Genomic DNA, 23,296 nt, shown 5'->3' on the forward strand with positions numbered 1-23,296 from the left:
TTAATATAGATGTAATGTCATTAAAACGACTCACCAATAAAAAGAATATTAAGGACAAACAAATGTCAAAAAAATATGCTAAGTTTTTACCAACTTATGATTCATTTAATTTGGAAAATTTTCCATTTTATTGGGTATCCCAAGTGCATTCTCAGTATGTACTTAACGTCGATCATGTCCTTAAAAAATATGGTGTTGATAATTCACGACGCCGCTTATTACTCGCTCTTTCAACTAAACCCAATGCAAGTGTTTCTGAACTTTCAGAAATGATCGTTTCTAAAATGTCGACCACAACTAAAATTGTGTATCGCTTAAAAGATGAAGGTTTTGTAGATACCTATTCTTGTGAGAATGATGCTCGTATTACTCGCGTCATCTTGACTCAAAAAGGCACAGAAATGACAGTTAAAATTTCAGACCTGATGAGTGTCGTACTCGAGCAATCTTTTGAAGGACTAACCCCACTACAAATTGAAAAAATGATGGAAAGCTTAAAGCATATTTTTAAAAATTTATCACACTAATCTAAATCGTATAAATTAATTAAAAGAAACCGAGCTGATTTGGATTAACATTTTTAGATGGCTTAGGACAATAGAAACATTCAAATTCATCCACTGGAAAACCTTGGATGAAAGTTTGGATATCTGTTGTTTTTAAACCCAACCACTCATCTAAGCGATTATGAGGAATGATCACAACCGAACGTTTAACATCTCCTGGCTCATGAAAGTCCTTCATCATCTCATGGTCAATTGCATTCATGGTGATCATGGTTGCTGAACGGATGATTTGATCGCCAATTTTCACAATCTCATATAATGCGGCAATAAAAAATCCTTTTCCATCTTTGCGCCTGACGCCCCAGCGTTGAGCACGACCGTTGATGTATTTCATTTCATAAAACTCTGAAACAGCGACGACCCCAAATTTGAACTTTTGAAAAGATTCTTGAAAACTGGTTTTTTCTAATAGTGTTTCATTTCTTGCGTTGTAGGTAAATTTGACATCAGTTTTGTCATTTGCCCATTTAGGAATTAATCCAAAATTCACAGAACGCCATTCTAAACCCTGTTCAGATTTAAAGAGCAAAGGCGATTCATAATTCGGATAAATTTCAGAATCAAAATCCAAACGCATTTCAGGTAGGTCTAGAGCTCGAATTTGCTCGATTGTAATCGGCTTGAAGTTTGCACACATGGGATGATTGAATAATCATTGATTAAGTCAGCTTAAATTCATTTTACCTTAAATTTAAGGTTTAACCATTAAGCACAATTTAATGAGTCTTATATTTTGCTTTAATCTTGAAATAAAAAAGCCTCCGAAGAGGCTTTTTATTAATCACACAGGATTAACCACCTGCGTAACCTTTTAATTTTAAACGTGCAGCATGTAACAATGGCTCTGTGTAACCTGCCGGTTGCTCACCACCTTTAAAGATTAAATCCGATGCAGCTTTGAATGCATAACCATCAAATTTAGGTGCCATTGGTGTATACAGCGGATCAGATGCATTTTGCGCATCTACAATCACAGCCATACGCTTAAGCACTTCTTCAACTTGCGCTTTAGTCACAATACCATGACGTAACCAGTTAGCCACGTGCTGAGAAGAAATACGTAAAGTCGCACGGTCTTCCATTAAACCAACATCATTAATGTCGGGAACTTTAGAACAACCAACACCTAGATCAACCCAACGAACCACATAACCCAAGATCCCTTGACAGTTGTTTTCAAGTTCTTTGATTTTCTCTTCTTCAGTCCAGTTGATGTCTGTCGCCAAAGGTGGAGTCAAAAGATCATCTAAAGACAATGCTTCAGTTTCTTTTAATTCATTTTGACGTTGTGTAACACTGATTTGGTGATAATGCATTGCGTGGATGGTCGCACCTGTTGGAGATGGAACCCATGCACAGCTTGCACCAGCTTCAGGATGCTCAGTCTTAGATTTATACATGTCTAATAGCATATCTGGTTTTGGCCACATGCCTTTACCAATTTGTGCTTTACCACATAGACCCGTTTGAATTCCAATCATCACATTACGGTTTTCATACGCTGGGAACCAAGTTTGAGCCTTAACTTCGCCTTTACGAACGAATGGACCTGCTTCCATAAATGTATGGATTTCATCACCTGTACGGTCCATGAAACCTGTATTAATGAAGATAGTACGGTCTTTCGCTTGTGCGATACAGTTTTTAAGGTTTACAGATGTACGACGCTCTTCATCCATAATACCGATTTTTAAAGTTTTTGGCGGTAAACCAATTGCTTGTTCTGCACGCTCAAACAATTCAACTGCAAAAGCAACTTCTTCAGGACCATGCATTTTTGGCTTAACGATATACATGGAACCTTTACGCGAGTTCTTAATCGTATTCTCACCACGAATATCAGCAATCGTAAGAAGCGGAGTAATTAATGCATCCATGATGCCTTCGTAAATTTCTTCACCATCAACTAAAATCGCAGGGTTTGTCATTAAATGACCGACGTTACGAAGAAGCATCAATGAACGACCATGGAGTTTAGTCTCACCACCAATCAAGTTTTTGCAAGTACGGTCTGGGTTTAAAGCACGCGTAACAGTTTTACCATTTTTCTCGATAGATTCTGTTAAATCACCACGCATTAAGCCTAACCAGTTACGGTAGCCTTCAACTTTTTCTTCTGCATCAACAGCAGCAACAGAATCTTCTAAATCCTGAATCGTTGTAACCGCAGATTCTAAAACTAAATCTTTAACGCCAGCAGCATCCGTTTGACCGATTGGGCTTGTTGCATCAACAACAATAATCACATGTAAACCGTTGTTTAAAAGTACGATTTCATTTGGAGCAGGTTCTTCGCCGTTATAACCAACAAATTGCGCTTCATGTGCAAGTTTAGTTTGTGAACCATCTTTTAATGTCACAACCAATTGGTTATTTTCTACTGCATATTTAGTTGCATCGGCATGTGAACCTGTTGCAAGTGCAAAATTTTCATTTAAGAAGTTTTTAGCAAACTCGATAACTTTAGCACCGCGTAATGGGTTGTAGCCTTTACCTTTTTCTGCGCCACCCTCTTCTGGGATGACGTCAAAACCGTAAAGTGCATCGTATAAAGAACCCCAACGAGCGTTAGCAGCATTTAAGCAGTAACGTGCATTACGTACAGGCACTACCAACTGCGGACCTGCCAATAATGCGATTTCTTCATCTACATTTTCAGTGGTAATGTGAAAGTCTGCTACTTCTGGTACCAAGTAGCCAATTTCTGTAAGGAATGCTTTGTAAGCACCCAATTCAAATTTGTTATTGCGATGCCATTCATCAATTTTTGATTGAAGGTCATCACGCTTTGCTAAAAGCGCTTTATTCTTAGGAGTTAAATCGACAACAACTTGCTCAAAGTTTTTCCAGTATGTTGCGCTGTCTAAACCCGAACCTGGTAATGCTTCATTTTCAATGAAGTCGTAAAGTTCTTTTGCGATGGCTAACTTGCCTTGTTGAATACGTGCAGTCATTGTCTTTCCTGATATTGCTACTTTTTATACAAGAGATTCTTAGTATACCCATTTATACTGAGCTGAATAGTAATATCACATTCCTAAATAGCGAGCATTTTAAAATCAATACATCATGTATTTTCGCTCAATAAAATGCTCTAGAAATATGCTTTAACTCAACAATTTGAATCTTTATTTACACTATATAGTTTTTCTTAAAATCAACATTAGACTAAAGTGCCAATTTCAAGTGATAACAAGAGTACATAAGCTTCTTTGATGAATTTACAGCCAATTCGATTAAGCCATGAATCTGTGAATTTGTCGATAACTGGTCAGTAACCTATTATTTGACTTTAATTATGAGGCATAAATGCTTAGAAAATTCGATGCTAATAACTTCTTGTTTGTGTTAAATATTAGCCAGCTCTATTAGCTTGATCAGTTTTTATATTTAGGATTCTGTAAAATGGATGAAATAACACCACGGTTAAAAGTCGCAATACTTACACCTACTTATCAACGTGATCATTTTTTGCAGCAAACTCAACGCTACGTCGAACAACAAGTACTTCATAATATTGACTACCACTGGTTTGTTTTAGACGACTCACCACATAATTCGAAACATTTACAGGACTTCAACCAAAATCCAAACATAAGCTACTATTGGCTTGAAAATAAAAAAACTTTGGGCTACAAACGCAATATGCTCAATCAAATGGCACTCAACTGGGGTGCCAATATTATTTGCAATATGGATGATGACGATTGGTACGGTGCAAATTACGTTCAAGAGATGACAAAATTACTTTGTTCTGCGGATGAGATTAAATTCGTGGGGTCTGGTCGTGATTTTTACTACGATTTAAAGAGTAATCGGGTTTTAGATATTCCTTCCGTACGTGATTTCTCTAGTTGTAATGGTGTACTCTGCTATAAAATTGAAGTACTCAAAAGTCATCACTATCAAGATGAAGCTTCTTTTGCCGAAGAACAATATTTTTTAAATTCCGAAAAAGTCTATCAATATCAGAATATACAAAAATTACATCTTGCCTTAGCTCATCCGAATAATACAGTGACCAAGAAGAACTATTGCTATGGCGATCGCTACTTATCCAATTTAACTTTAGATGATTTCCCAATGCGAAATGAAGATCGTGAGTTCTATAGGAACCTGCATAAGCAGTATTAACTTAAAATTTAGGTTAATGATTTATATAAAATTAAGCCTAGAAAAGACTAACTATTCATCAACAAAAAAGGAGACCTAAAGTCTCCTTTTTCTTAACTAACTCTAAGTTTACAACTGTTCTACAGCAGTTTTATCATTTGAAGTAATTTGCTTATGTTCAGATTGTAAGTATTCATCTGACTGCATTTCTAACAAACGTGAACGTGTACGTTCAATTTCAAAAGCTAAACGCTCACCACTATAAATATCAATAATATTGGCATGAGAAGTCAAAATGAGTTTTACACCACGATCATAAAACTCATCGACCAAATAAATAAAACGACGTGTCCCTTCAGACAACACATCATTCAAATCAGGTACATTGCTCACCAAAATCGTATTATAGATATTCGCAATTTCAATAAAGTCAGCAGGACTGCGTGGTTTCATACACAGCTCTCTAAAGTCACACCACAATACATCTTCTGTATGTCCAATCGTTTCAACAATACGATTGTTAATAGTAATTGGTTCTTCGCTCACCGTTTGAGTTTGAGTTAAAGCAGCAAATCGTTGCGCAATCCAAACTTGGTGATCATGTGTTAAAGGCGATTTAAACAACTGTGCCTGCTTTAAAACACGTAAACGATAGTCAACACCTGCATCAACATTCAGAATCTTACAATTTTTCTTTACCATCTCGATGGTTGGAATGAATCGATCACGGTGAATACCATTTTTATATAAACCATCTGGAGCAATATTCGATGTTGCCACCAAAGTAATGCCACGATTAAATAGTTTTTGGAACAGATCACTAATAATCATTGCATCAGTAACGTTAGAAACGAAAAACTCATCAAAACAAATCACGACCGCATCTTTATAGATTTGGTCAGCAACAATATCCAATGGGTTCTGTTTACCTGAGTTTCTATTTAATTCTTTATGTACGTGTTGCATAAAGTGATGGAAATGCATACGCATTTTACGGCGAAATGGAATAGATTCATAAAACTGATCCATTAACCATGTCTTACCACGACCTACACCGCCCCACATATACACACCTTTAGGTGGTGTTTGGCGGCGAAAACGACGAAATGCTTTTTTAGATGCTTTGTAGCGATTGATCAACTCTTCCCAGACACGATTCAACTCATGTACTGCTTCAGCTTGAGCATCATCAGGCATAAATTGACCTGAAGATATCGCTTGTGCATATCTTTCAGATGGCGAATAAATGGTGCTATTGCTCGTATTTGGTACTAAATTTTGATCTGACATAACATTTATATACTATTTTTGGGCTAGTGAAATTATATAGAAATATTTAAAGAGTTAAATAAAACTTTGGGCTTAGCAAATACCTAATGATATTAAATTTTATCCACATTAGGTTATTTTCGATATTGACGTGGACTTTGACCAAACCAACGCTTAAATGCATGATTAAAAGCAGCAGATTCGGAATACCCAAGCATTTCTGCAATACGCTCAACTGACACACTCGGATCATCAATCAACTTCAGTGCTTTCTGACGAATCAATTGCTCGCGTAGATCTTTATAACTGGTCTTTTGCTGCTGTAATTGATGACGTAAGGTACGCTCAGGAATATTCAAAGCTTGAGCAGTCTCTGCCATACTCGGAATATAACCCCGCTGAATATCTAAAAAATCACGCACACTTTCAATCAAAGTACTTTGCAATGTATCTTCTTGAAATCGAGCGATCTCCATCTGACACTTATCTTCATATAAGCGAAATGTAATCGCATCTGAAGATGGAATCCCGACATCCATAATGCTCGATTGAAAAACAAATCGTGCATATGGACAGTTAAAATACAACTCTCGACCATAATACTGTTGGAACTTGAACAGCATATCGGCATCTTTAGGCGGTGGAAATGGCAATTCCACTCTAATTTCAGGAAAAACCAAGCCCGCCATCATGTGGATTTCCTGAAGAAATTTAAGCGTTCCTGAAATTTCACTCTGTGCCCGAAACAACCCAAGTGGCTGATCTAATTGCTTAGATTGATACTCTAAAGCAACACAATCCGATGATTCTTTTAACAACAACTGACCCGACAAATGTGTCAAAGCTTGATATTGAATGGCATTTTTTAAAGCTTTTTCTACAGTTGAACTGGTAAGCAACAACATTAACAACGGCCCATATCCTGCTAATGCATAATGTTGCCCGATATCCAACCCTAATTCAGGATGAATATCTTTCGCAAGTGTACGTAAGATATCCCACTCTAAATCTGCATGAATCACAGCACTGGGGTCAAAAGCATTCGCATTTAAACCAATTTGCTTTAATCGTTGATCCACAGGTATTCCTGCTTGGCGCATTCCGTGTATCAAATACATTAAACCTAAAATTGATCGCTTCATAACTCATGCATTAAAGATGATATCCCTTGTTTTTAAACTAAATTCCACTCAAACGATATTGCCGAAAATATCAATTTCACCTGTCGTGAATATCATGTTGTTTTCTACCAAGTTTGTTTATGATGTTTGAAAAGAAAAAATATGGAATTAGATGAATGCAAGCAAGTCATGCTCAAAATCAATCAGTGCAAATAACACAAAGCACATTAGACTCACCACAAAAATTCAAAGTTGCAATTATCGGCTCAGGTTTTGGTGGACTTGCAGCTGCCATCAAGCTCTTAAAAAGCGGTATTGATGATTTTATTATTTTAGAAAAAGCAGATGATGTCGGTGGTACGTGGCGTGAAAACCAATATCCTGGCGCTGCGTGTGATGTTCAATCCCATATGTATTCTCTGTCTTATGCTCCAAAAACGGATTGGTCAAAGCGCTATGCTGAAGCACCTGAAATTTTTCAATATATTCAAAACCTAATTCAAGATTTCCAACTCAAGCCCTTCATCCGCTTCAATCAAGAAGTCACTTCAACACGCTATGATGAAAACTTATGCCAATGGCAGGTTGAAACCAAAGAAGGCTCAACAATCCAAGCCCAATTTTTAATTTTTGCTTCAGGACCTTTACATGTCGCACAAATTCCAAAAATCAAAGGGATTGAAAAATTTAAAGGAAAAGTTTTCCACTCTTCACATTGGCAACATGACTATGATTTAAACGGCAAAAATGTTGCTTCTATCGGTACAGGCGGGAGCGCAATTCAATACATTCCTGAAATTGCTCCTCAAACCAAACAACTTTACGTATTCCAACGTACCGCTGCATGGGTCATCCCACGTGATGAACGTGCTTATAATCCACTAGATAAAAAACTATTTTCAAAATTTGATTGGTTTCGTAAGTTACACCGTGCTCGACTATATTGGTCAAACGAATCTCGAGTTGTTCCAATTGTAAAACCGCAAATGATGAAAGCAGGTCAAAAGCTTGCTGAATTGTTTATTCGATACCAAGTGAAAAACAAAACAATTGCTGCAAAACTTACCCCGGACTACACCATGGGCTGTAAACGTATTTTGGTGTCTAACAAATATTTTCCTACTTTTAATCGTGAGAATGTGGAATTAGTCACTGACGGCATTCAAGCGTTCACCGAAGACAGCATCATCACCAAAGATGGCAAAGAGCGTAAAATTGACTGTTTAATTTACGGTACAGGCTTCATTACAGACCCTAGAATTTATCTCAAATCATTTGAATGTTTTGGTGAAAATGGATTAGAACTTAAAGAGGCATGGAAAGACGGCGCAGAAAGTTTTTATGGTATAGCAACCAAAGGTTTCCCCAATTTATTCCAATTGCTAGGTCCTAATACTGTTTTAGGTCATAACTCTGTGATTTTCATGATTGAATCACAAGTGAATTATATCGTTCAGCTCATTCAATCTGTCGAAAAATCTCGTACGCAAGCAGTTGTGGTGAAAGACAAAGTTCAAGATGAATTTAATGCACATATTCAGGAGCAATTCGCCGGAACAGTGTGGCAATCAGGCTGTGTGAGCTGGTATCAACAAGAAGGTGGCAAAAACTTTTCATTGTGGCCATCTTATACGTGGAAATATTGGCTAGATACTAAGAAACCCAATTTAGCAGATTATCGTTATTTGAGCCCTAAGGTTCAAAACTGAAATTTCGCCCAATATCAAAGCTGAATATACGCATATAAATCCTATGATTATGAATAAAAAGTCATATACGCTTAATCATTAATCGTCATAATAAGTAGGAATACATTTCCTGCTTATTAATAACATGCAATCTCTTTGGCTTATTTTCCAACTTTTATTCTGTTTATTCTTAGGGTTTCTTTTCGCAAAACGTTTACCAAAATGGTTTGAAGCACTGTGTTTTAAAGTTCTACCTTATTTTACCTACTTATTATTGATTGCTATTGCCATCGAGTTTTCACATACATTAAATAATATCGAGAGCCCAGAATTAATTCTCAGTAATGCAATTATAATTGCATTACTTACATCCATTGGTGCTTTTGGTTGTTGCTACCTACTTTATAAAATGATTGGTGTACAACCCACTCAAGGTAAAGTCTCAACCGATTTGCTTTTTAAGTCCTTAATCAACATCAGTTATGCTTTCATCGCATTAGGCATTGGTTACGCTATTGCAGAAATTGGCTTAGCTTTTAATTATCAAATCATATTAAGCTCCTGGAACCTACTGCTGATCTTTATGTTCTTGATTGGTTTAGATCTAGCCTACTCTCCGCTGGATCGCTCTTGGCTCAATTGGAAAATTTTACTGGTTCCATTAGGCTGTATCGTCGGGTCACTGCTGGGCGCATTTGCATCTCTCCTGTTCATTCAAAATATTGGTCTAAAAGATTTGATTATGCTCTCGCAAGGCTATGGTTTTTATTCAATGACAGGAATTGTTGTCACTGAATTAAGAAATGCTGAATTAGGCAGTGTCGCATTGATGAATGATCTTTTCAGAGAAATATTTGCAATTTTATTTATGTATTTGATTGGCTGGCGATATCCACGTTCTGCCATTTCTTCTGCAGGCGCAACCGCCATGGATGTGACTTTACCAATGGTAAAGCAGTCATGTGGAAATGAGTTTATACCGCATGCCATGGTGAGTGGTTTTATACTTTCTGTACTCGCACCCATTGTGGTGAGTTTATTGGCTGCATTCTAAATTTGGATCATATTAGAAAAATCATGCAATAAAAAAATCAGCTCAATTGAGCTGATTTTTGTATTCATTCTCTGAATTCTTATTATTTAGCCAAAGCTTTTTGTATATCTTCTTCTAAAGCATCAGGCTTGGTGGTTGGAGCATATCGATTCAAAACTTTCCCATCTTTGCCAATTAAGAATTTAGTAAAGTTCCATTTAATGCCACTTCCTAAAACCCCTTTGCTATTATTGGTCAGGTAACGAAAAATGACATGTGCATTTGCGCCTTTCACATCAACTTTGGCAAACATTGGGAAAGAAACACCATAATTTTTTTGGCAAAAACTTCCAATCTGGTCATTTGAACCTGGATCTTGTCCCCCAAATTGATTACAGGGAAATCCCAAAACCTCAAAGCCTTGATCTTTATATTGTTGGTATAATTTTTCTAAGCCTGCAAATTGTGGAGTAAAACCACATTTACTTGCTGTATTCACGATTAACAACACTTTTCCAGCGTAATCGGAAAACTGTTTATTTTGTTCATTCAACAGCTCAGCTTCGAACTGATAGATGTCTGTCATGGATAGGTTTCCTCATCATTTTTTTCTTGTGTCTTGAGTTCTAATGACGCTGAATTTACGCAGTAACGTAGCCCTGTAGGCTCTGGACCATCTTCAAACACATGTCCTAAATGCGCATCGCAGTTATGACAAATAATTTCAGTACGGTACATCCCTTGCGTAAAATCATCTTGTTCTTCAACAACCGTTGGTGTGATTGCTCTAAAAAAACTTGGCCAACCACAACCACTGTCGTATTTGGTTTCAGATGAAAATAACTGTTCTCCACAGCAACGGCAAGTATAAATTCCCGATTGTTTCGTATTCCAGTATTTACCTGTAAAAGCTTGTTCAGTCCCCTTCTGACGGGTGATACGAAACTCTTCAGGAGATAACTCTCTTTGCCATTCACGGTCTGATTTATTGATCTTACCCATGATTACGTCCCTTTATATCGTGCTTTAAAATAGGATAATCCTATATTTACGTCATTCATTTTCAAATTTCTAGTCTTTATTTTACAAATTACAAAAGATATTAAAATGACATCAAAAGCAAAAAGGAAGCAAAATAATTTCTACAAAGTAAGCAAATATTCATTAACACACTTTTTTGTAAGCAAAATAAGTGTTAATCTAGTGCAATTCTTGCTCAGGATTAAAAAATGTCGCAAAAAAAAAGCGTAATTTTTAAAAATCTGCTTCCTGTGATTAAACAATATCAACAGGCAGGATTTACGCACGAAAAAATCGTTGGTTTACTCAGAGATGAACATCAACTTGATTTAGTTACAACAGAGACATTTAAAAGCTATTTATATCGTTATGCAAAAGTGACCTCCACTCAATCAGAGAACATTAAAATGCCGAACACATTCCTATCTCCACGCGAAATAAAAAAATCGTCTAAGCTCGAGCATGTATGCTATGACATCCGTGGACCTGTGTTACGTGCCGCCAATGAGATGGAAGAAGCTGGACACAAAATTATTAAACTGAATATTGGTAACCCTGCTCCATTTGGTTTTGAAGCGCCACAAGAAATTATTAACGATGTAGCGCTTAATCTTCCAAATGCAATTGGCTATACAGATTCCAAAGGGATTTTCCCTGCACGTAAAGCCGTGTGCCAGTATTATCAACAAAAAGGCATTTTCGATATGCATGTCAATGACGTGTATATCGGTAACGGCGTATCTGAGCTAATCGTAATGGCAATGCAAGGCTTGCTGGATGATGGCGATGAAATGCTTGTTCCAATGCCTGATTATCCATTATGGACTGCAGCCGTAAATCTTTCAGGTGGTACGGCGATTCATTATAAATGTGATGAAGAAGATAACTGGTATCCAGATATCGCGGATATGGAAAGTAAAATCACACCTAATACGCGTGGTATTGTCATTATTAATCCTAATAATCCGACAGGTTCAGTTTATCCACGTCACGTATTAGAGAAAATTGTTGCTTTAGCTAAGAAATATGACCTGATTTTATTTGCAGATGAAATTTACGACAAAATCATCTATGACGGAATTGAGCATGTTTCTGTAGCAGCACTTGCTGGCGATCAACTGTGTGTTTCATTCAATGGTTTATCTAAATCATATCGAATCGCTGGTTTCCGTTCAGGCTGGATGGCAATCACAGGGAATAAAGCACGTGCAGCCGACTATATCGAAGGTTTAGACATGCTCGCGTCTATGCGTTTATGTGCAAACCACCAAGCTCAATATGCGATTCAAACTGCATTGGGTGGTTATCAGTCGATTAACGATTTAATCCGTCCAGGTGGTCGTTTATACGAACAGCGTAATATCGCTTGGCAAATGCTGAATGAAATTCCAGGTGTGAGCTGCGTTAAACCTGAAGGTGCGATGTACTGCTTCCCTAAATTGGATCCAAATGTTTATCCAGTTGAAGATGATGAACAATTGATGCTGGATCTACTTCGTGCTGAAAAAGTGTTATTGGTACAAGGTACGGGCTTTAACTGGCCAACGCCCGATCACTTCCGCGTAGTTTTCCTGCCTGCTGAAAATGAGCTCAAAGAAGCCATTAATCGCCTAGGTCGTTTTTTATCAAAAATGCGTTAATGTCGATACAACAGAATCATCAATATAAAAGCCCTGATTTAAACATCGGGGCTTTTTTGGGTTTATCATTTTAAATGATCAAGTTTATTTTCATATTTCAATTCTGATATATCACTTCATTCTCAATATCGTTTATGGTCAAAGTGGTACAAAAAATGCTTGGAAAGTATAGAATTTAATAAGGATAGATCATGAAAAAAACATTAACAGCATTAACCCTTAGCTTAGGCTTACTTCTACCGATCACCAGTTTTGCTAAAAATAATGTGGTTGTGGTTGCCACTGGTGGCACGATTGCCGGCGCAGGTGCGAGTTCAACCAACAGCGCGACATATACAGCTGCAAAAGTTCCTGTCGATCAACTCCTTACCGCAGTTCCTCAAATCCAAAATCTTGCGAATGTTAGCGGTGTTCAAGCCATGCAAGTGGCTTCCGAAAGTATTACGGATAAGGAATTACTTTCGCTTGCACGTCAAGTAAACGATCTCGTCAAAAAATCTGACGTCAATGGAGTCGTGATCACGCACGGTACAGATACTTTAGAAGAAAGTGCATTCTTTTTAAGCTTAGTGGTGCATACCGATAAACCCATCGTACTTGTAGGCTCAATGCGCCCTTCTACTGCGCTATCCGCTGACGGTCCATTAAATCTTTATAGTGCAGTCGCTTTAGCCGCAGATGATACAGCCAAAGGTAAAGGTGTTTTCATTCTAATGAATGACAGTATTTTTGCTGCCCGAGATGTGACTAAGACCATTAATTTACACACCGATGCTTTTGAAAGCCAATGGGGTGCATTAGGCACATTGATCGAAGGTAAATCATATTGGTTTAGACAATCGACTAAACGCTTTAATAACAGATCAGAATTTAATATTGAAAATATTAAAGGCGATGCATTGCCTTTAGTTCAAATCGTTTATGGTTCAGGAAATATGGTGCCTGATGCTTATCAAGCCTATGCTAAAGCAGGTGCGAAAGCGATCATTCATGCAGGTACAGGCAATGGCTCTGTGGCTAAGAATATTGTACCAACTTTAAATGAACTCCAAAGCCAAGGGGTGCAAATCATTCGTTCTTCACGTGTTCCTAAAGGTTTTGTACTCCGTAATGCTGAACAACCCGATGACAAATATGGATGGGTTGTTGCGCACGACTTCAATCCACAAAAAGCGAAACTTCTTGCTGCACTTGCACTTACAAAGACCAAGGATGCCAAAGAAATTCAGCGCATTTTTTGGGAATATTAATTTAAAATTTTAAAAACTAGAACTTGAAGTAAATCTATAAATAAAGTGTCCACGTTGGGCACTTTTTTGATTTCAAAATTATAAATAAGGATCTTCTTTTTAAACACGCCCAATCTGAACTTTATTCTTACAATAGAGTTAACCGTCATTAAATAGGTTGTAAAATATGCAAAGACTTCGATACGCTTAATTTAAAATATCAAAAGCATCGTTTTGCCATCACGGATGAAGTAGAGCGTGTTAAAATATTTTTTGATCTAGCGAAGGATTCATTTATGCAGTTTGTTCATCTTGGTATTCATACAGAGTTTTCGATTACAGAATCGATTGTACGTATACCTGATCTCATGAAATCTGCAGTAAATGATCAAATGCCTGCGTTAGCAATGACTGATCTTTCAAACTTACACGCGGCCGTAAAGTTTTACACCTCTTGCCTAAAAAAAGGGATTAAACCTATTTTAGGCGGTGTTATTCGGCTCAATGATGAATCACATCGTGTGACTTTGCTGGCAATGAATAATTCGGGCTGGCGTAGTTTAACTGAGATCATTTCCCGTGGATTCATTGAAGGTCAACAACTCAGTATTCCATGTGTAAAAAAAGAATGGGTACTTGATCAGTCCAATGACATCATCGCCTTACTGGGTATGCAAAGTGATGTCGGGGAAATGCTCTGCTCAGGTAATCCACAAAAAGCTGAACCTTTATTAGAAGAATGGATCGCGAAATTCGGTAATCGGGTTTATCTTGCGCTAACGCGTACAGATCGCCCAAATGAAGAAGCATTTATACAAGAAGCCGTAAAATTAGCGGCCAAGTACCAAATTGGTGTTGTAGCACATAATGACGTGCACTTTATCAATGCCGAAGATTTTGAAGCACATGAAGCACGCGTCTGTATTGCAGATGGTTACGTATTAGGTGATAGTCGTCGCCCACGTACATACAGCCCTGAGCAATATTTCAAAACTTCAGAGCAGATGGTCGAGTTATTTTCAGACTTACCAAGTGCAATTGAAAACACAGTTCAGATCGCAAAACGCTGTAATGTTGCTCTGCAATTGGGTAAATATTTCTTACCTGATTATCCAATTCCTGAAGGTCATACCATCGACACTTTCTTTGCACATTTGTCTGAAGAAGGTTTAGAAGAGCGACTGGCTCATTTATACCCTGTCGAACAACGCGATGAAGATTGGCCTGATATTCGTAAAGAATATGATGAGCGTCTGGCATTTGAAATTAAGATCATTAACTCAATGGGGTTCCCAGGTTACTTCCTCATTGTCATGGACTTCATTCAATGGTCTAAAAACAATGGTGTTCCAGTGGGGCCAGGACGTGGTTCAGGTGCAGGCTCATTGGTTGCGTATAGTTTAAAAATCACAGATTTGGATCCACTTCCATACGGATTGCTTTTCGAACGTTTCTTAAACCCTGAACGTGTTTCAATGCCCGATTTTGACGTCGATTTCTGTATTGCTGGTCGTGACCGTGTGATTGATTATGTGGCACGTACCTATGGACGTGATGCAGTATCGCAAATTGCAACTTTCGGTACGATGGCAGCCAAAGGTGCGATTCGAGATGTTGCCCGTGTATTGGGTAAATCCTATGGTTTAGCCGACCGTATTTCTAAGATGATTCCAACCAAGCCTCTTGGTTTGAACTTACTAGAGTCCATTGAAGCAGAACCACAATTAAAAGACATTGTGACCAACCCATCCAACCCCGATAACGATGATGCTGCCGAAATTTGGGAAATGGCACTCAAACTAGAAGGGATTACCCGTAATACAGGTAAACATGCAGGCGGTGTCGTCATCGCACCGACAAAAATCACTGACTTCTCGGCGGTGATGTGTGAAGAAGATGGAACTGGTCGCGTTGCTCAATTCGACAAAGACGATGTTGAATCTGCTGGTTTAGTTAAATTCGACTTCTTGGGTCTACGAAACTTAACGGTTATTGAAGATGCCATTCAGCATATCAATCAGCGTATGCAATTCGAAACACCGTTAAAAATTGAAAATATCCCTTTAAACGATAAAGCAGCCTATTCAATCTTTGCAGATGCGAATACCACTGCGGTATTCCAGTTTGAATCCGTGGGCATGAAAAAGATGCTGAAAGAAGCACGCCCATCGAAATTTGAAGAAATTATTGCATTCGTATCGTTATATCGTCCAGGTCCAATGGATTTGATTCCTGACTTTATCCATCGTATGCATGGTGGTGAGTTTGAATACCTACATCCTTTGCTAGAAGGCGTTCTTGAGCCGACTTATGGAATTATGGTGTATCAAGAACAGGTGATGCAGGCAGCGCAGTATTGTGCTGGTTATAGCCTTGGTGGCGCAGACTTACTTCGTCGTGCAATGGGTAAGAAAAAACCAGAAGAAATGGTGATACAACGCCAAATCTTTATTGAAGGTGCCGCTAAAAAAGACATTGATGAGCAAACAGCAAACCATATCTTCGACTATATGGAAAAGTTTGCAGGATACGGCTTTAACAAATCGCATGCAGCAGCCTATGCCCTAGTTGCATATCAAACGGCGTGGTTAAAAGCCCATTATCCATCGGAGTTTATGGCTGCTGTTCTGACATCGGAAATGCAGAACACGGACAGTATTGTATTTTTGATTGATGACTGTCGAAATAATGGACTTGAAGTTCTACCACCTTCGGTAAATATGTCGATTTACCAATTCCATGCCACAGATGAAAATACCATTGTGTACGGTTTAGGCGCGATTAAAGGGGTTGGCGAAGCAGCAATGCAGTCGGTGATTGATTCGCGCAAGCAACTCGGTCCTTTTAAAGATCTATTTGATTTCTGCCATCGTATTGATCTAAAGAAAATCAATAAACGTACATTAGAAGCGTTAATCCGTTCAGGTGCCTTAGACTGTTTAGGTATTGAGCGTTCAAGCTTAATGGCGCAACTGCCAGAAGCTGTGCAAGCAGCCGATCAAGCACGTTCGAACCGTGAATCAGGCATCATGGATTTGTTTGGTGAAGTCGAAGAAGTTCAGCGTAAACCTGCAAAACCTGTGAAGCCTTGGTCTGATGAAGTTCGTCTAAAAGGCGAAAAAGATACCCTAGGTTTATATTTAACAGGTCACCCGATTGACGTTTATCGTCCTGAATTAAAGTCATTTATTTCACAAAAAATTAATGAATTGACGCCAACACGTCGTGGAGTGACTACTGTATTTGCAGGTTTAGTGGTTGATGTAGCGAACTTCCCGAACCGTATGATGGTCACCCTCGATGATGGTACATCTCGTATTGAAGTATCAGCCAATCATGAACGCTTCCAACGCTTTAAAGATATTATCGTCAATGAACAAGTGGTGGTGATTGAAGGTGAAATTTATGAACGCGAAGGTTTTGATCGCCCTATGGGTCGATTAACCAAAGCCTTTACCTTAAATGAGATTCGTCAGAAACGTGCCAATAGCATTCAGATCAAACTTGATGCTGAGCATATGAGTAAAACACTCAGCTCTGATTTGCAGAAAATTATTCTCCCTTATTGTAATGTGGATATGTGTAATCACATTCCACTACACATTCTTCTCGATTATCCATATGCGACTGCTGAATTGCATCTCGGTGTGAATTGGAAAGTTGCTCCTTTAGATGCACTTCTTTCACAACTCCGTGATTACTTCGGCAAAGAAGCACTGTATGTGGAATATCAAGTCAAATCAAAAGCGGCAAAGAGTAAAGCTGCAGATCCAAATCAGACTTATCAACTTGCACCACCTCCCAATGATGTAAGCATGGATGAAGCCATGGATCTGTATCAAGCTGAAGTCAGCCAATACTCTTAAACCGTCGCTAAATTACTGCTCAAATTTGGAATAATTATGGATATTATTGATAATGCAGCTGTTTCAGCGCATTTAAGCCATGTACGTATTGTTATGGTTAACACGACGCTTCCTGCCAATATTGGTAGTGCTTTACGTGCCATGAAAACAATGGGGCTGTGCAAATTGGTTCTGGTTTCACCAAAAACCTACCCTCACCCTGATATTGATGCATTAGCTGCAGGTGCGACAGATCTGATCGAACAAATTGAAATCGTAGAAACATTAGAAGACGCGATTAAAGATTGTCACATCGTATTTGGTACCAGTGCACGTAGTCGCACCATCCCTTGGCCATTACTGGATGCACGCCCTGCCGCACAGAAATCCATGAAAGCGGTGCTTCAAGAACAACAAGAAATCGCTGTCATCTTTGGTCGTGAAGACCGTGGACTCACCAATGAAGAACTCGCTCTAGCAAATTTCCATGTCACCATTCCTGTTAATACCGAATATGGTGTATTGAATGTCGCTCAAGCCATTCAGATTATTTGCTATGAAATGCGCATAGCAGCCACTGAGTTGATGGAACATGAAGTCGATGATAAAGCGACCATGAAAGTGACTGAAGATGATACGATGGAATGGGACGAACCTTTGGTCACTCATGAGCAAATGGAGCAGTTCTACCCACATATTCAAAAAATGCTTGAAGAAATTGAATTTTTAGATCCAAAAAATCCACGATTATTACCATTACGCTTGCGTCGTTTGTTTGGACGTATACAATTAGATCGTATGGAATACCATCTACTTAGAGGTATTTTCAGTCGTGTTCAAGCATTGAACAAAGGGACATGGAAAAAATCCAGTACAGATCAAACAAAAACTGAGGATCAAACAAATGCTTAAACAGCTCAGAGAAGATGTCAAAGCTGTATTCGCGCGAGATCCTGCCGCTCGAAATACATTTGAAGTTTTAACCACCTATCCAGGCATCCATGCACTGATTATGCATCGTGTTGCGCATAAACTCTGGGTAAAAGAATGTAAAACTTCAGCGCGTATGCTTTCTTCTTTTAGCCGTTTTGCTACAGGTATTGAAATACATCCAGGTGCAAAAATTGGTAAACGCTTTTTCATTGATCATGGTATGGGTATTGTGATCGGAGAAACAGCGGAAATTGGTGATGATGTTACGCTTTATCATGGTGTGACATTAGGTGGAACCACTTGGAATAAAGGCAAACGTCACCCAACACTTGAAGACGGCGTTATTGTCGGTGCGGGTGCTAAAATTCTAGGACCATTTACTGTTCATAAAAATGCTAAAGTCGGTTCAAATGCCGTCGTTACCAAAGAAGTACCAGAAGGTGCAACGGCTGTAGGTAACCCTGCCCGTTTCATTTTAAAGAACAAACCTGTTGAAAATGATCAAGAGTCACGCCGTCGTGATTATGCTGAACAAATTGGTTTCCAACCTTATGCAATGACACAGGATCAATCAGATCCAATGATCGATGGTATGCGTGTACTCTTAGACCGTATTCAACAAAATGAAATTCGCATGAATACGCTCTGTCAGCGTCTTTCGATGATTGATCCAACTTTTGACAAATCACAACCTGTTCAACGCCCATTTAGCGAAGAAGAGTTAAAGATTATTGAAGAAGTACGTCGTGAATGTGAAATACAAACACTTCAATCTAAAGCTTAATGTAAAAATTTAATAAAGAAGCTGAATTAAGGTTGCATGTTGTTAAGGCATTTTTTAGACTGACCAGCATGCATTTATTAACACTTACAAAAATTATCGGAATCTCTTATGACCATTAAACCGTTGGTATGTGCCATTGTTGCTTCTACATTTCTCGTTGCATGTAGTTCAACTTCAGTGAAAAACAACAACAAAAACACTGATCCAATCTACTATACCGAACCTGATTTAAGCGCACCTTTTTATGCACTTAATCCTTTTGATTATACCAAGCCCCCTGTATTTGAACTTGAGTTGAAAAAAGCTGCTGCGGCTCCGCTTAACAAACTTGAAGTTACCGATCCAAAAACACAGAAAAAGTTAATCCTAGATACTAACAAACTGATTATTCCGACCGTGAATAGCAATACACGCGCGATGAAATATGCCGTGTTAGCGGGTCAAAACGAAATCGACATTACAGAAATTGATGATTTCTTACAAATGGTTGAAGGTAAAGCTCGTCACTACCCACCTCGTTTTACCGATCGTCAAGAACGTAAAGGTTTTGAAGATAAACTAAAACAAGTTTCTGCTGAGCTAGATGAACTTGCTACAAAAGATAAAGCCTCTTTTGATATTTTAGTTCGTGCATTCAAAGCAAGTATCATGGGACGTAACCTTGATTTAGGATCAAGCTATACCACGAAGTCTTTGAAATATGCTTCTCAAATTTTAAAGCTTAATAAAAATGATGCTGAAGCAAACTTCTGGTTTGGTTTCTCACTTTCAGAAGGGGGCGGTCAAAAAGAAGCAATCCCATACATCGATAAAGCCATTAAAGCAGGCGTTCAAGAAGCTTACTTAGTTTCGGCGAATAACTTTATTTATTTAGGTCAAAAGAAAAATGCGATTCAGACTTTGAAAAATTACAAAGTCAAATATCCTGAAGAAGGTGAAATTGCAGATCGCTTAATCGCTGAAATCGAAAAACAAGGTCGCTACAATGTTTGGCAGATTTTAAATAACCCTGCTAAATCTTAATTTAAAAAAATAATTGTAGAAGCTAAAAAATAGACTGATTATTCAGTCTATTTTTTTTGAATGGTCATTTTTAATTTCAAAAATTTCACGTATGATTTTAAATGACTTATTTATTCAACGACGACGATGCTAATCAATAACGTGATAAATCGTAGAATCAACAACAAAAAATTCATTGTCCTCCTTGCCAGCATCCCGCTTTTCATGAGTGGCTGCCAAGTCGTCAGTGTGAAAAATCAAGCACTCAATGTCTCGATTGCCAATGAACGTGACAGCATTTTAACACGTAAAAAAATGAGTGAAGCGAGCCTCAATGTTTTATCCATGACCGGTGGTGAAGCAGATATTTGTACAGATGATCCAGAAAAATGTACAACTGAACTTAAAAAGATTCCTCAAATTCAAGACGAACAGCTTCTCTCGACAGCTAGCGAAGCATACTTAACTAAAGCCTTAGCATTGAGCAATAAGTCAGAATGCTCAATGGGCTTAATAAATAAGTATCAATCTGAAGAAAAAAAGGCAGCGCATCAAAAAACCTATAATGAATGCCTAGATCAGCAATTGTTATTACTTGATCAAAGTATTCGATACAGCTATGCCTATTTATTTAAAACCAAACGCCATCCGAGTGAGCGTTTATTTGATAACCGCCAAGTACAAATCCGAGATTTTTACAACCAAGCACTCGCTAAACTCATTACCAATTATGGCTTACGCTATACACAAGAACGCGTACCTAGAGAAATAAAAGTCGGGAAAAGTATTTATAAAGTCAATTACAGCGACTATCCCCAAATCGCCAATACCAAACTCGATAGTTTAATGTCGAGCTATAATTTCAACTTTTCAGGTTTAAGATCGACCAACCGTCGCGATGGTTTCGGTGCAGAATTCGTTGCCACACTTCCTGCACCGAGTAATGATGATGTCGGGAAATATCTTGTTGATCCAATGAATCACCAATATAAAAATGGGGTCAATCCCAATATTCATGAGCCTCGTTATTTATCAGTCACGATTACTGCTCAACCCCAAGTCAGCAATACAGTTGACGATATTTTATACAATCCAAATTTTCAGCTCAATATTTTCGATCCTTATAGTGTTGAGAAGCTTAAAATTGGCAATAACTCATACCCTTTAGCTGCGAATTTCTCTGCACCGTATGGATTGTGGCTTGCGGAAAATAAACTTGGCGCAGCAGCTTACCTCAGTTTAATTGACCGTGATAACAGCATTACCATGCCACAACTGTTTAAATTAGAACCTTATAATCCAAATAAGAAAATCATTGTTCTTGTTCATGGTTTGGCGAGTAGCCCTGAAGCATGGATTCGTTTGACCAATGATATCATGGGAGATCAAGTTCTTCGTGAACACTACCAAGTCTGGCAAGTTTTCTATTCGACTAATATGCCGATTTTAGAAAGCCATTTTCAAATTGACGCGTTGATCCGACAATCCTTTGCAACGCTAGATCAGAATTCACCCTCTGCTAAAAATGCTGTACTCATTGGACATAGTATGGGCGGAATTATTTCTAGATTATTAGTCAGTCAAGCGGACTTAACTCAGCCTGCTTTAGCTTTGTTTAAATCTCAACAAATTCAAAGATTCAAAAATGAACCTTTGTTTAAATCACGTTTACAAATTAATCCCATTACCAACTTTGATCGTGCAATTTTCATCGCATCTCCGCATAAAGGAACTGCTTTTGCTGACCGCTGGTTTACCAAAGCTGCGCGTAGAATTATCAAACTTCCAGGTGCTTTTTTAGGTGCTTTTGCCGACAGCTTGACTGAACGAAATGTCAATGTTAAAGATTTTGTGAAAGATTTAGGTCATGGTTTAATTCAGAATGGTCCAAGTGACCTCAGTCATAGTTCTAAATTTACTGAACTGACTGAAAATGTGGTGCCTACTGATAAAATCATTTTCCATAGTGTGATGGGTAATATCACCGATAGTAAAGATCCTAAAGTCATGAATGATGGAATCGTGCCTTATGAAAGTGCACATTTAAAAGGTGCTGCTTCCGAACTCATCATTAAAGGTGGACATTCAATTCAAGAAACTCCAGAAGCGGTTTTGGAATTACGTCGCATTTTGAGACTTCATTTAACTGAACAGGGTTTATATAAGCCTTAATCTTTAGATAAGTATGAAAGAAACATACTCCTAAGGTACATTGCTCTGTGTACTCTACAAATTAACTATAAAACTGCTCCTCCTAAGAAGGGACTACGACATTTTATGTCGTAGTCCCTTCCCCTTACTATTGTTTAGATTATTTAAACAAATATATTTAAATATCTAACCACAATTAAGGATATAACATGTTTTTCGATAATGATTTTAATGAACGATTATTAGCTTTTGCTCGTAATATTGCAGCCCTACTCCTTGTTGGAGGATTTGCACTACTAATCTTATATCGTGCTGATACCAAAGCCGATCTATCTCTTTATCAATACTGGGTTTTGAACTTTCTTGGATATACCATGTTGCTTTGGTCTGCATACTTGGCTTTAAGTAATGTTACCGTTCTATACCATGATTTTAGAAAATATTTAATACGATGTGTTGAGTGTTTAGATTCAACAAAATTACCGCCTAGCGATCAACAAAAATCGACTCTAAAACTGACTCAACTACTAATGAGCCATTCAACACTTAATGTATTTTTATTTACTCTAAGATATCTAGCCATCTGCGTAATCGGTTTTGCATTTGTTATGGTTTATTTTATAGGTATACTCGCCAGTCTTAACCAACAAGCCAAAATTTTAGGTTTTATTTCAGGTTAAATCATAAATTTTATAACTTTGTTATTTTATTCCTCTACATTTATAAGTGATCTCGGATTGTATAAATAGTGCCTGATCACTTTTAACTATTGCCATTTTTACTAAAAAATCAAGGATGCAATTATCGTTTTTTTTAAGTTTTTGATAGAATCGATGCTTATCATATTTTTAAATATGCGTAGTTTAACTTAGGCTATTTATCTTTAAAATAACATCATCATA

At 37.9% G+C, this 23,296-nt stretch carries 18 protein-coding genes; 12 read left to right on the forward strand and 6 right to left on the reverse strand.

What is annotated here, in order from left to right:
• The first annotated feature begins 62 nt into the window (after positions 1-62).
• The gene (locus AC5YDM_RS12225) at positions 63-527 is read left to right on the forward strand and encodes a MarR family winged helix-turn-helix transcriptional regulator (RefSeq protein ID WP_496152364.1); all 465 of its coding nucleotides are present in this window, start codon (positions 63-65) and stop codon (positions 525-527) included.
• A 19-nt stretch (positions 528-546) separates the two neighbouring features.
• Here the strand turns inward: AC5YDM_RS12225 and AC5YDM_RS12230 are convergent, their stop codons facing one another.
• The gene (locus AC5YDM_RS12230) at positions 547-1,203 is read right to left on the reverse strand and encodes an SOS response-associated peptidase family protein (protein ID WP_496152365.1); all 657 of its coding nucleotides are present in this window, start codon (positions 1,201-1,203) and stop codon (positions 547-549) included.
• A gap of 154 nt (positions 1,204-1,357) precedes the next feature.
• Positions 1,358-3,520, reverse strand: a complete 2,163-nt coding sequence (locus tag AC5YDM_RS12235; RefSeq protein ID WP_496152366.1) for a malate synthase G — start codon at positions 3,518-3,520, stop codon at positions 1,358-1,360.
• 451 nt (positions 3,521-3,971) lie between these two features.
• Here AC5YDM_RS12235 and AC5YDM_RS12240 point away from each other — a divergent pair, with 451 nt between their 5' ends.
• Positions 3,972-4,700 (forward strand): glycosyltransferase, encoded by a 729-nt coding sequence (locus AC5YDM_RS12240; protein ID WP_496152367.1) that lies wholly within the window; start codon positions 3,972-3,974, stop codon positions 4,698-4,700.
• A 108-nt stretch (positions 4,701-4,808) separates the two neighbouring features.
• On the opposite strand, the gene zapE is transcribed toward AC5YDM_RS12240, so the two are convergent.
• Positions 4,809-5,969 (reverse strand): cell division protein ZapE, encoded by a 1,161-nt coding sequence (gene zapE, locus AC5YDM_RS12245; protein WP_496152368.1) that lies wholly within the window; start codon positions 5,967-5,969, stop codon positions 4,809-4,811.
• Between the two features lie 113 nt (positions 5,970-6,082).
• A complete protein-coding gene (locus AC5YDM_RS12250; protein WP_496152369.1) occupies positions 6,083-7,090 on the reverse strand; it encodes an AraC family transcriptional regulator in 1,008 nt (335 codons plus the stop codon).
• 155 nt (positions 7,091-7,245) lie between these two features.
• Between AC5YDM_RS12250 and AC5YDM_RS12255 the strand changes: the two genes are divergently transcribed.
• Entirely contained in the window at positions 7,246-8,778 is a 1,533-nt protein-coding gene (locus AC5YDM_RS12255) for a flavin-containing monooxygenase (protein WP_496152370.1), read from the forward strand.
• 124 nt (positions 8,779-8,902) lie between these two features.
• Positions 8,903-9,811, forward strand: a complete 909-nt coding sequence (locus tag AC5YDM_RS12260) for a LysO family transporter (RefSeq protein WP_496152371.1) — start codon at positions 8,903-8,905, stop codon at positions 9,809-9,811.
• A gap of 82 nt (positions 9,812-9,893) precedes the next feature.
• Here AC5YDM_RS12260 and AC5YDM_RS12265 read toward each other — a convergent pair whose 3' ends face one another.
• Complete coding sequence (locus AC5YDM_RS12265; protein ID WP_496152372.1) at positions 9,894-10,376, reverse strand: glutathione peroxidase; 483 nt, start codon at positions 10,374-10,376, stop codon at positions 9,894-9,896.
• Positions 10,373-10,792: a peptide-methionine (R)-S-oxide reductase MsrB gene (gene msrB, locus AC5YDM_RS12270; protein ID WP_496152373.1), complete on the reverse strand. Its 420-nt coding sequence runs from the start codon at positions 10,790-10,792 to the stop codon at positions 10,373-10,375. Before msrB ends, AC5YDM_RS12265 begins: the two co-directional genes overlap by 4 nt.
• 227 nt (positions 10,793-11,019) lie before the next feature.
• Between msrB and AC5YDM_RS12275 the strand changes: the two genes are divergently transcribed.
• The 8 genes from AC5YDM_RS12275 (at position 11,020) to AC5YDM_RS12310 (ending at position 23,074) form a co-directional block, all read left to right on the forward strand.
• Complete coding sequence (locus AC5YDM_RS12275; RefSeq protein ID WP_496152374.1) at positions 11,020-12,450, forward strand: pyridoxal phosphate-dependent aminotransferase; 1,431 nt, start codon at positions 11,020-11,022, stop codon at positions 12,448-12,450.
• Positions 12,451-12,641: 191 nt separating this feature from the next.
• Complete coding sequence (locus AC5YDM_RS12280) at positions 12,642-13,700, forward strand: asparaginase (protein ID WP_496152375.1); 1,059 nt, start codon at positions 12,642-12,644, stop codon at positions 13,698-13,700.
• Between the two features lie 275 nt (positions 13,701-13,975).
• Positions 13,976-17,545, forward strand: coding sequence for a DNA polymerase III subunit alpha (gene dnaE / locus AC5YDM_RS12285; RefSeq protein ID WP_496152376.1), 3,570 nt, complete (start codon positions 13,976-13,978; stop codon positions 17,543-17,545).
• Positions 17,546-17,581: 36 nt separating this feature from the next.
• Positions 17,582-18,436, forward strand: a complete 855-nt coding sequence (locus AC5YDM_RS12290; protein WP_496152377.1) for an RNA methyltransferase — start codon at positions 17,582-17,584, stop codon at positions 18,434-18,436.
• Complete coding sequence (gene cysE / locus AC5YDM_RS12295; protein ID WP_496152378.1) at positions 18,429-19,241, forward strand: serine O-acetyltransferase; 813 nt, start codon at positions 18,429-18,431, stop codon at positions 19,239-19,241. Before AC5YDM_RS12290 ends, cysE begins: the two co-directional genes overlap by 8 nt.
• 108 nt (positions 19,242-19,349) lie before the next feature.
• Positions 19,350-20,264: an ABUW_2363 family tetratricopeptide repeat lipoprotein gene (locus AC5YDM_RS12300; protein ID WP_496152379.1), complete on the forward strand. Its 915-nt coding sequence runs from the start codon at positions 19,350-19,352 to the stop codon at positions 20,262-20,264.
• Between the two features lie 141 nt (positions 20,265-20,405).
• Entirely contained in the window at positions 20,406-22,415 is a 2,010-nt protein-coding gene (locus AC5YDM_RS12305) for a lipase family alpha/beta hydrolase (protein ID WP_496152380.1), read from the forward strand.
• A gap of 188 nt (positions 22,416-22,603) precedes the next feature.
• Entirely contained in the window at positions 22,604-23,074 is a 471-nt protein-coding gene (locus AC5YDM_RS12310; RefSeq protein ID WP_496152381.1) for a hypothetical protein, read from the forward strand.
• Positions 23,075-23,296 lie beyond the last annotated feature (222 nt).

It is taken from the genome of Acinetobacter sp. CY81, from assembly GCF_059515925.1.

Bases quoted from the DNA above. Each gene is read 5' to 3' on its own strand.
- AC5YDM_RS12225 (WP_496152364.1), top strand. From the start codon at position 63: ATGTCAAAAAAATATGCTAAGTTTTTACCAACTTATGATTCATTTAAT.
- AC5YDM_RS12250 (WP_496152369.1), bottom strand. From the start codon at position 7,090: ATGAAGCGATCAATTTTAGGTTTAATGTATTTGATACACGGAATGCGC.
- cysE (WP_496152378.1), top strand. From the start codon at position 18,429: ATGCTTAAACAGCTCAGAGAAGATGTCAAAGCTGTATTCGCGCGAGAT.
- zapE (WP_496152368.1), bottom strand. From the start codon at position 5,969: ATGTCAGATCAAAATTTAGTACCAAATACGAGCAATAGCACCATTTAT.
- dnaE (WP_496152376.1), top strand. From the start codon at position 13,976: ATGCAGTTTGTTCATCTTGGTATTCATACAGAGTTTTCGATTACAGAA.
- AC5YDM_RS12235 (WP_496152366.1), bottom strand. From the start codon at position 3,520: ATGACTGCACGTATTCAACAAGGCAAGTTAGCCATCGCAAAAGAACTT.
- msrB (WP_496152373.1), bottom strand. From the start codon at position 10,792: ATGGGTAAGATCAATAAATCAGACCGTGAATGGCAAAGAGAGTTATCT.
- AC5YDM_RS12230 (WP_496152365.1), bottom strand. From the start codon at position 1,203: ATGTGTGCAAACTTCAAGCCGATTACAATCGAGCAAATTCGAGCTCTA.
- AC5YDM_RS12255 (WP_496152370.1), top strand. From the start codon at position 7,246: ATGCAAGCAAGTCATGCTCAAAATCAATCAGTGCAAATAACACAAAGC.
- AC5YDM_RS12240 (WP_496152367.1), top strand. From the start codon at position 3,972: ATGGATGAAATAACACCACGGTTAAAAGTCGCAATACTTACACCTACT.
- AC5YDM_RS12280 (WP_496152375.1), top strand. From the start codon at position 12,642: ATGAAAAAAACATTAACAGCATTAACCCTTAGCTTAGGCTTACTTCTA.
- AC5YDM_RS12310 (WP_496152381.1), top strand. From the start codon at position 22,604: ATGTTTTTCGATAATGATTTTAATGAACGATTATTAGCTTTTGCTCGT.
- AC5YDM_RS12275 (WP_496152374.1), top strand. From the start codon at position 11,020: ATGTCGCAAAAAAAAAGCGTAATTTTTAAAAATCTGCTTCCTGTGATT.
- AC5YDM_RS12265 (WP_496152372.1), bottom strand. From the start codon at position 10,376: ATGACAGACATCTATCAGTTCGAAGCTGAGCTGTTGAATGAACAAAAT.
- AC5YDM_RS12290 (WP_496152377.1), top strand. From the start codon at position 17,582: ATGGATATTATTGATAATGCAGCTGTTTCAGCGCATTTAAGCCATGTA.
- AC5YDM_RS12260 (WP_496152371.1), top strand. From the start codon at position 8,903: ATGCAATCTCTTTGGCTTATTTTCCAACTTTTATTCTGTTTATTCTTA.
- AC5YDM_RS12300 (WP_496152379.1), top strand. From the start codon at position 19,350: ATGACCATTAAACCGTTGGTATGTGCCATTGTTGCTTCTACATTTCTC.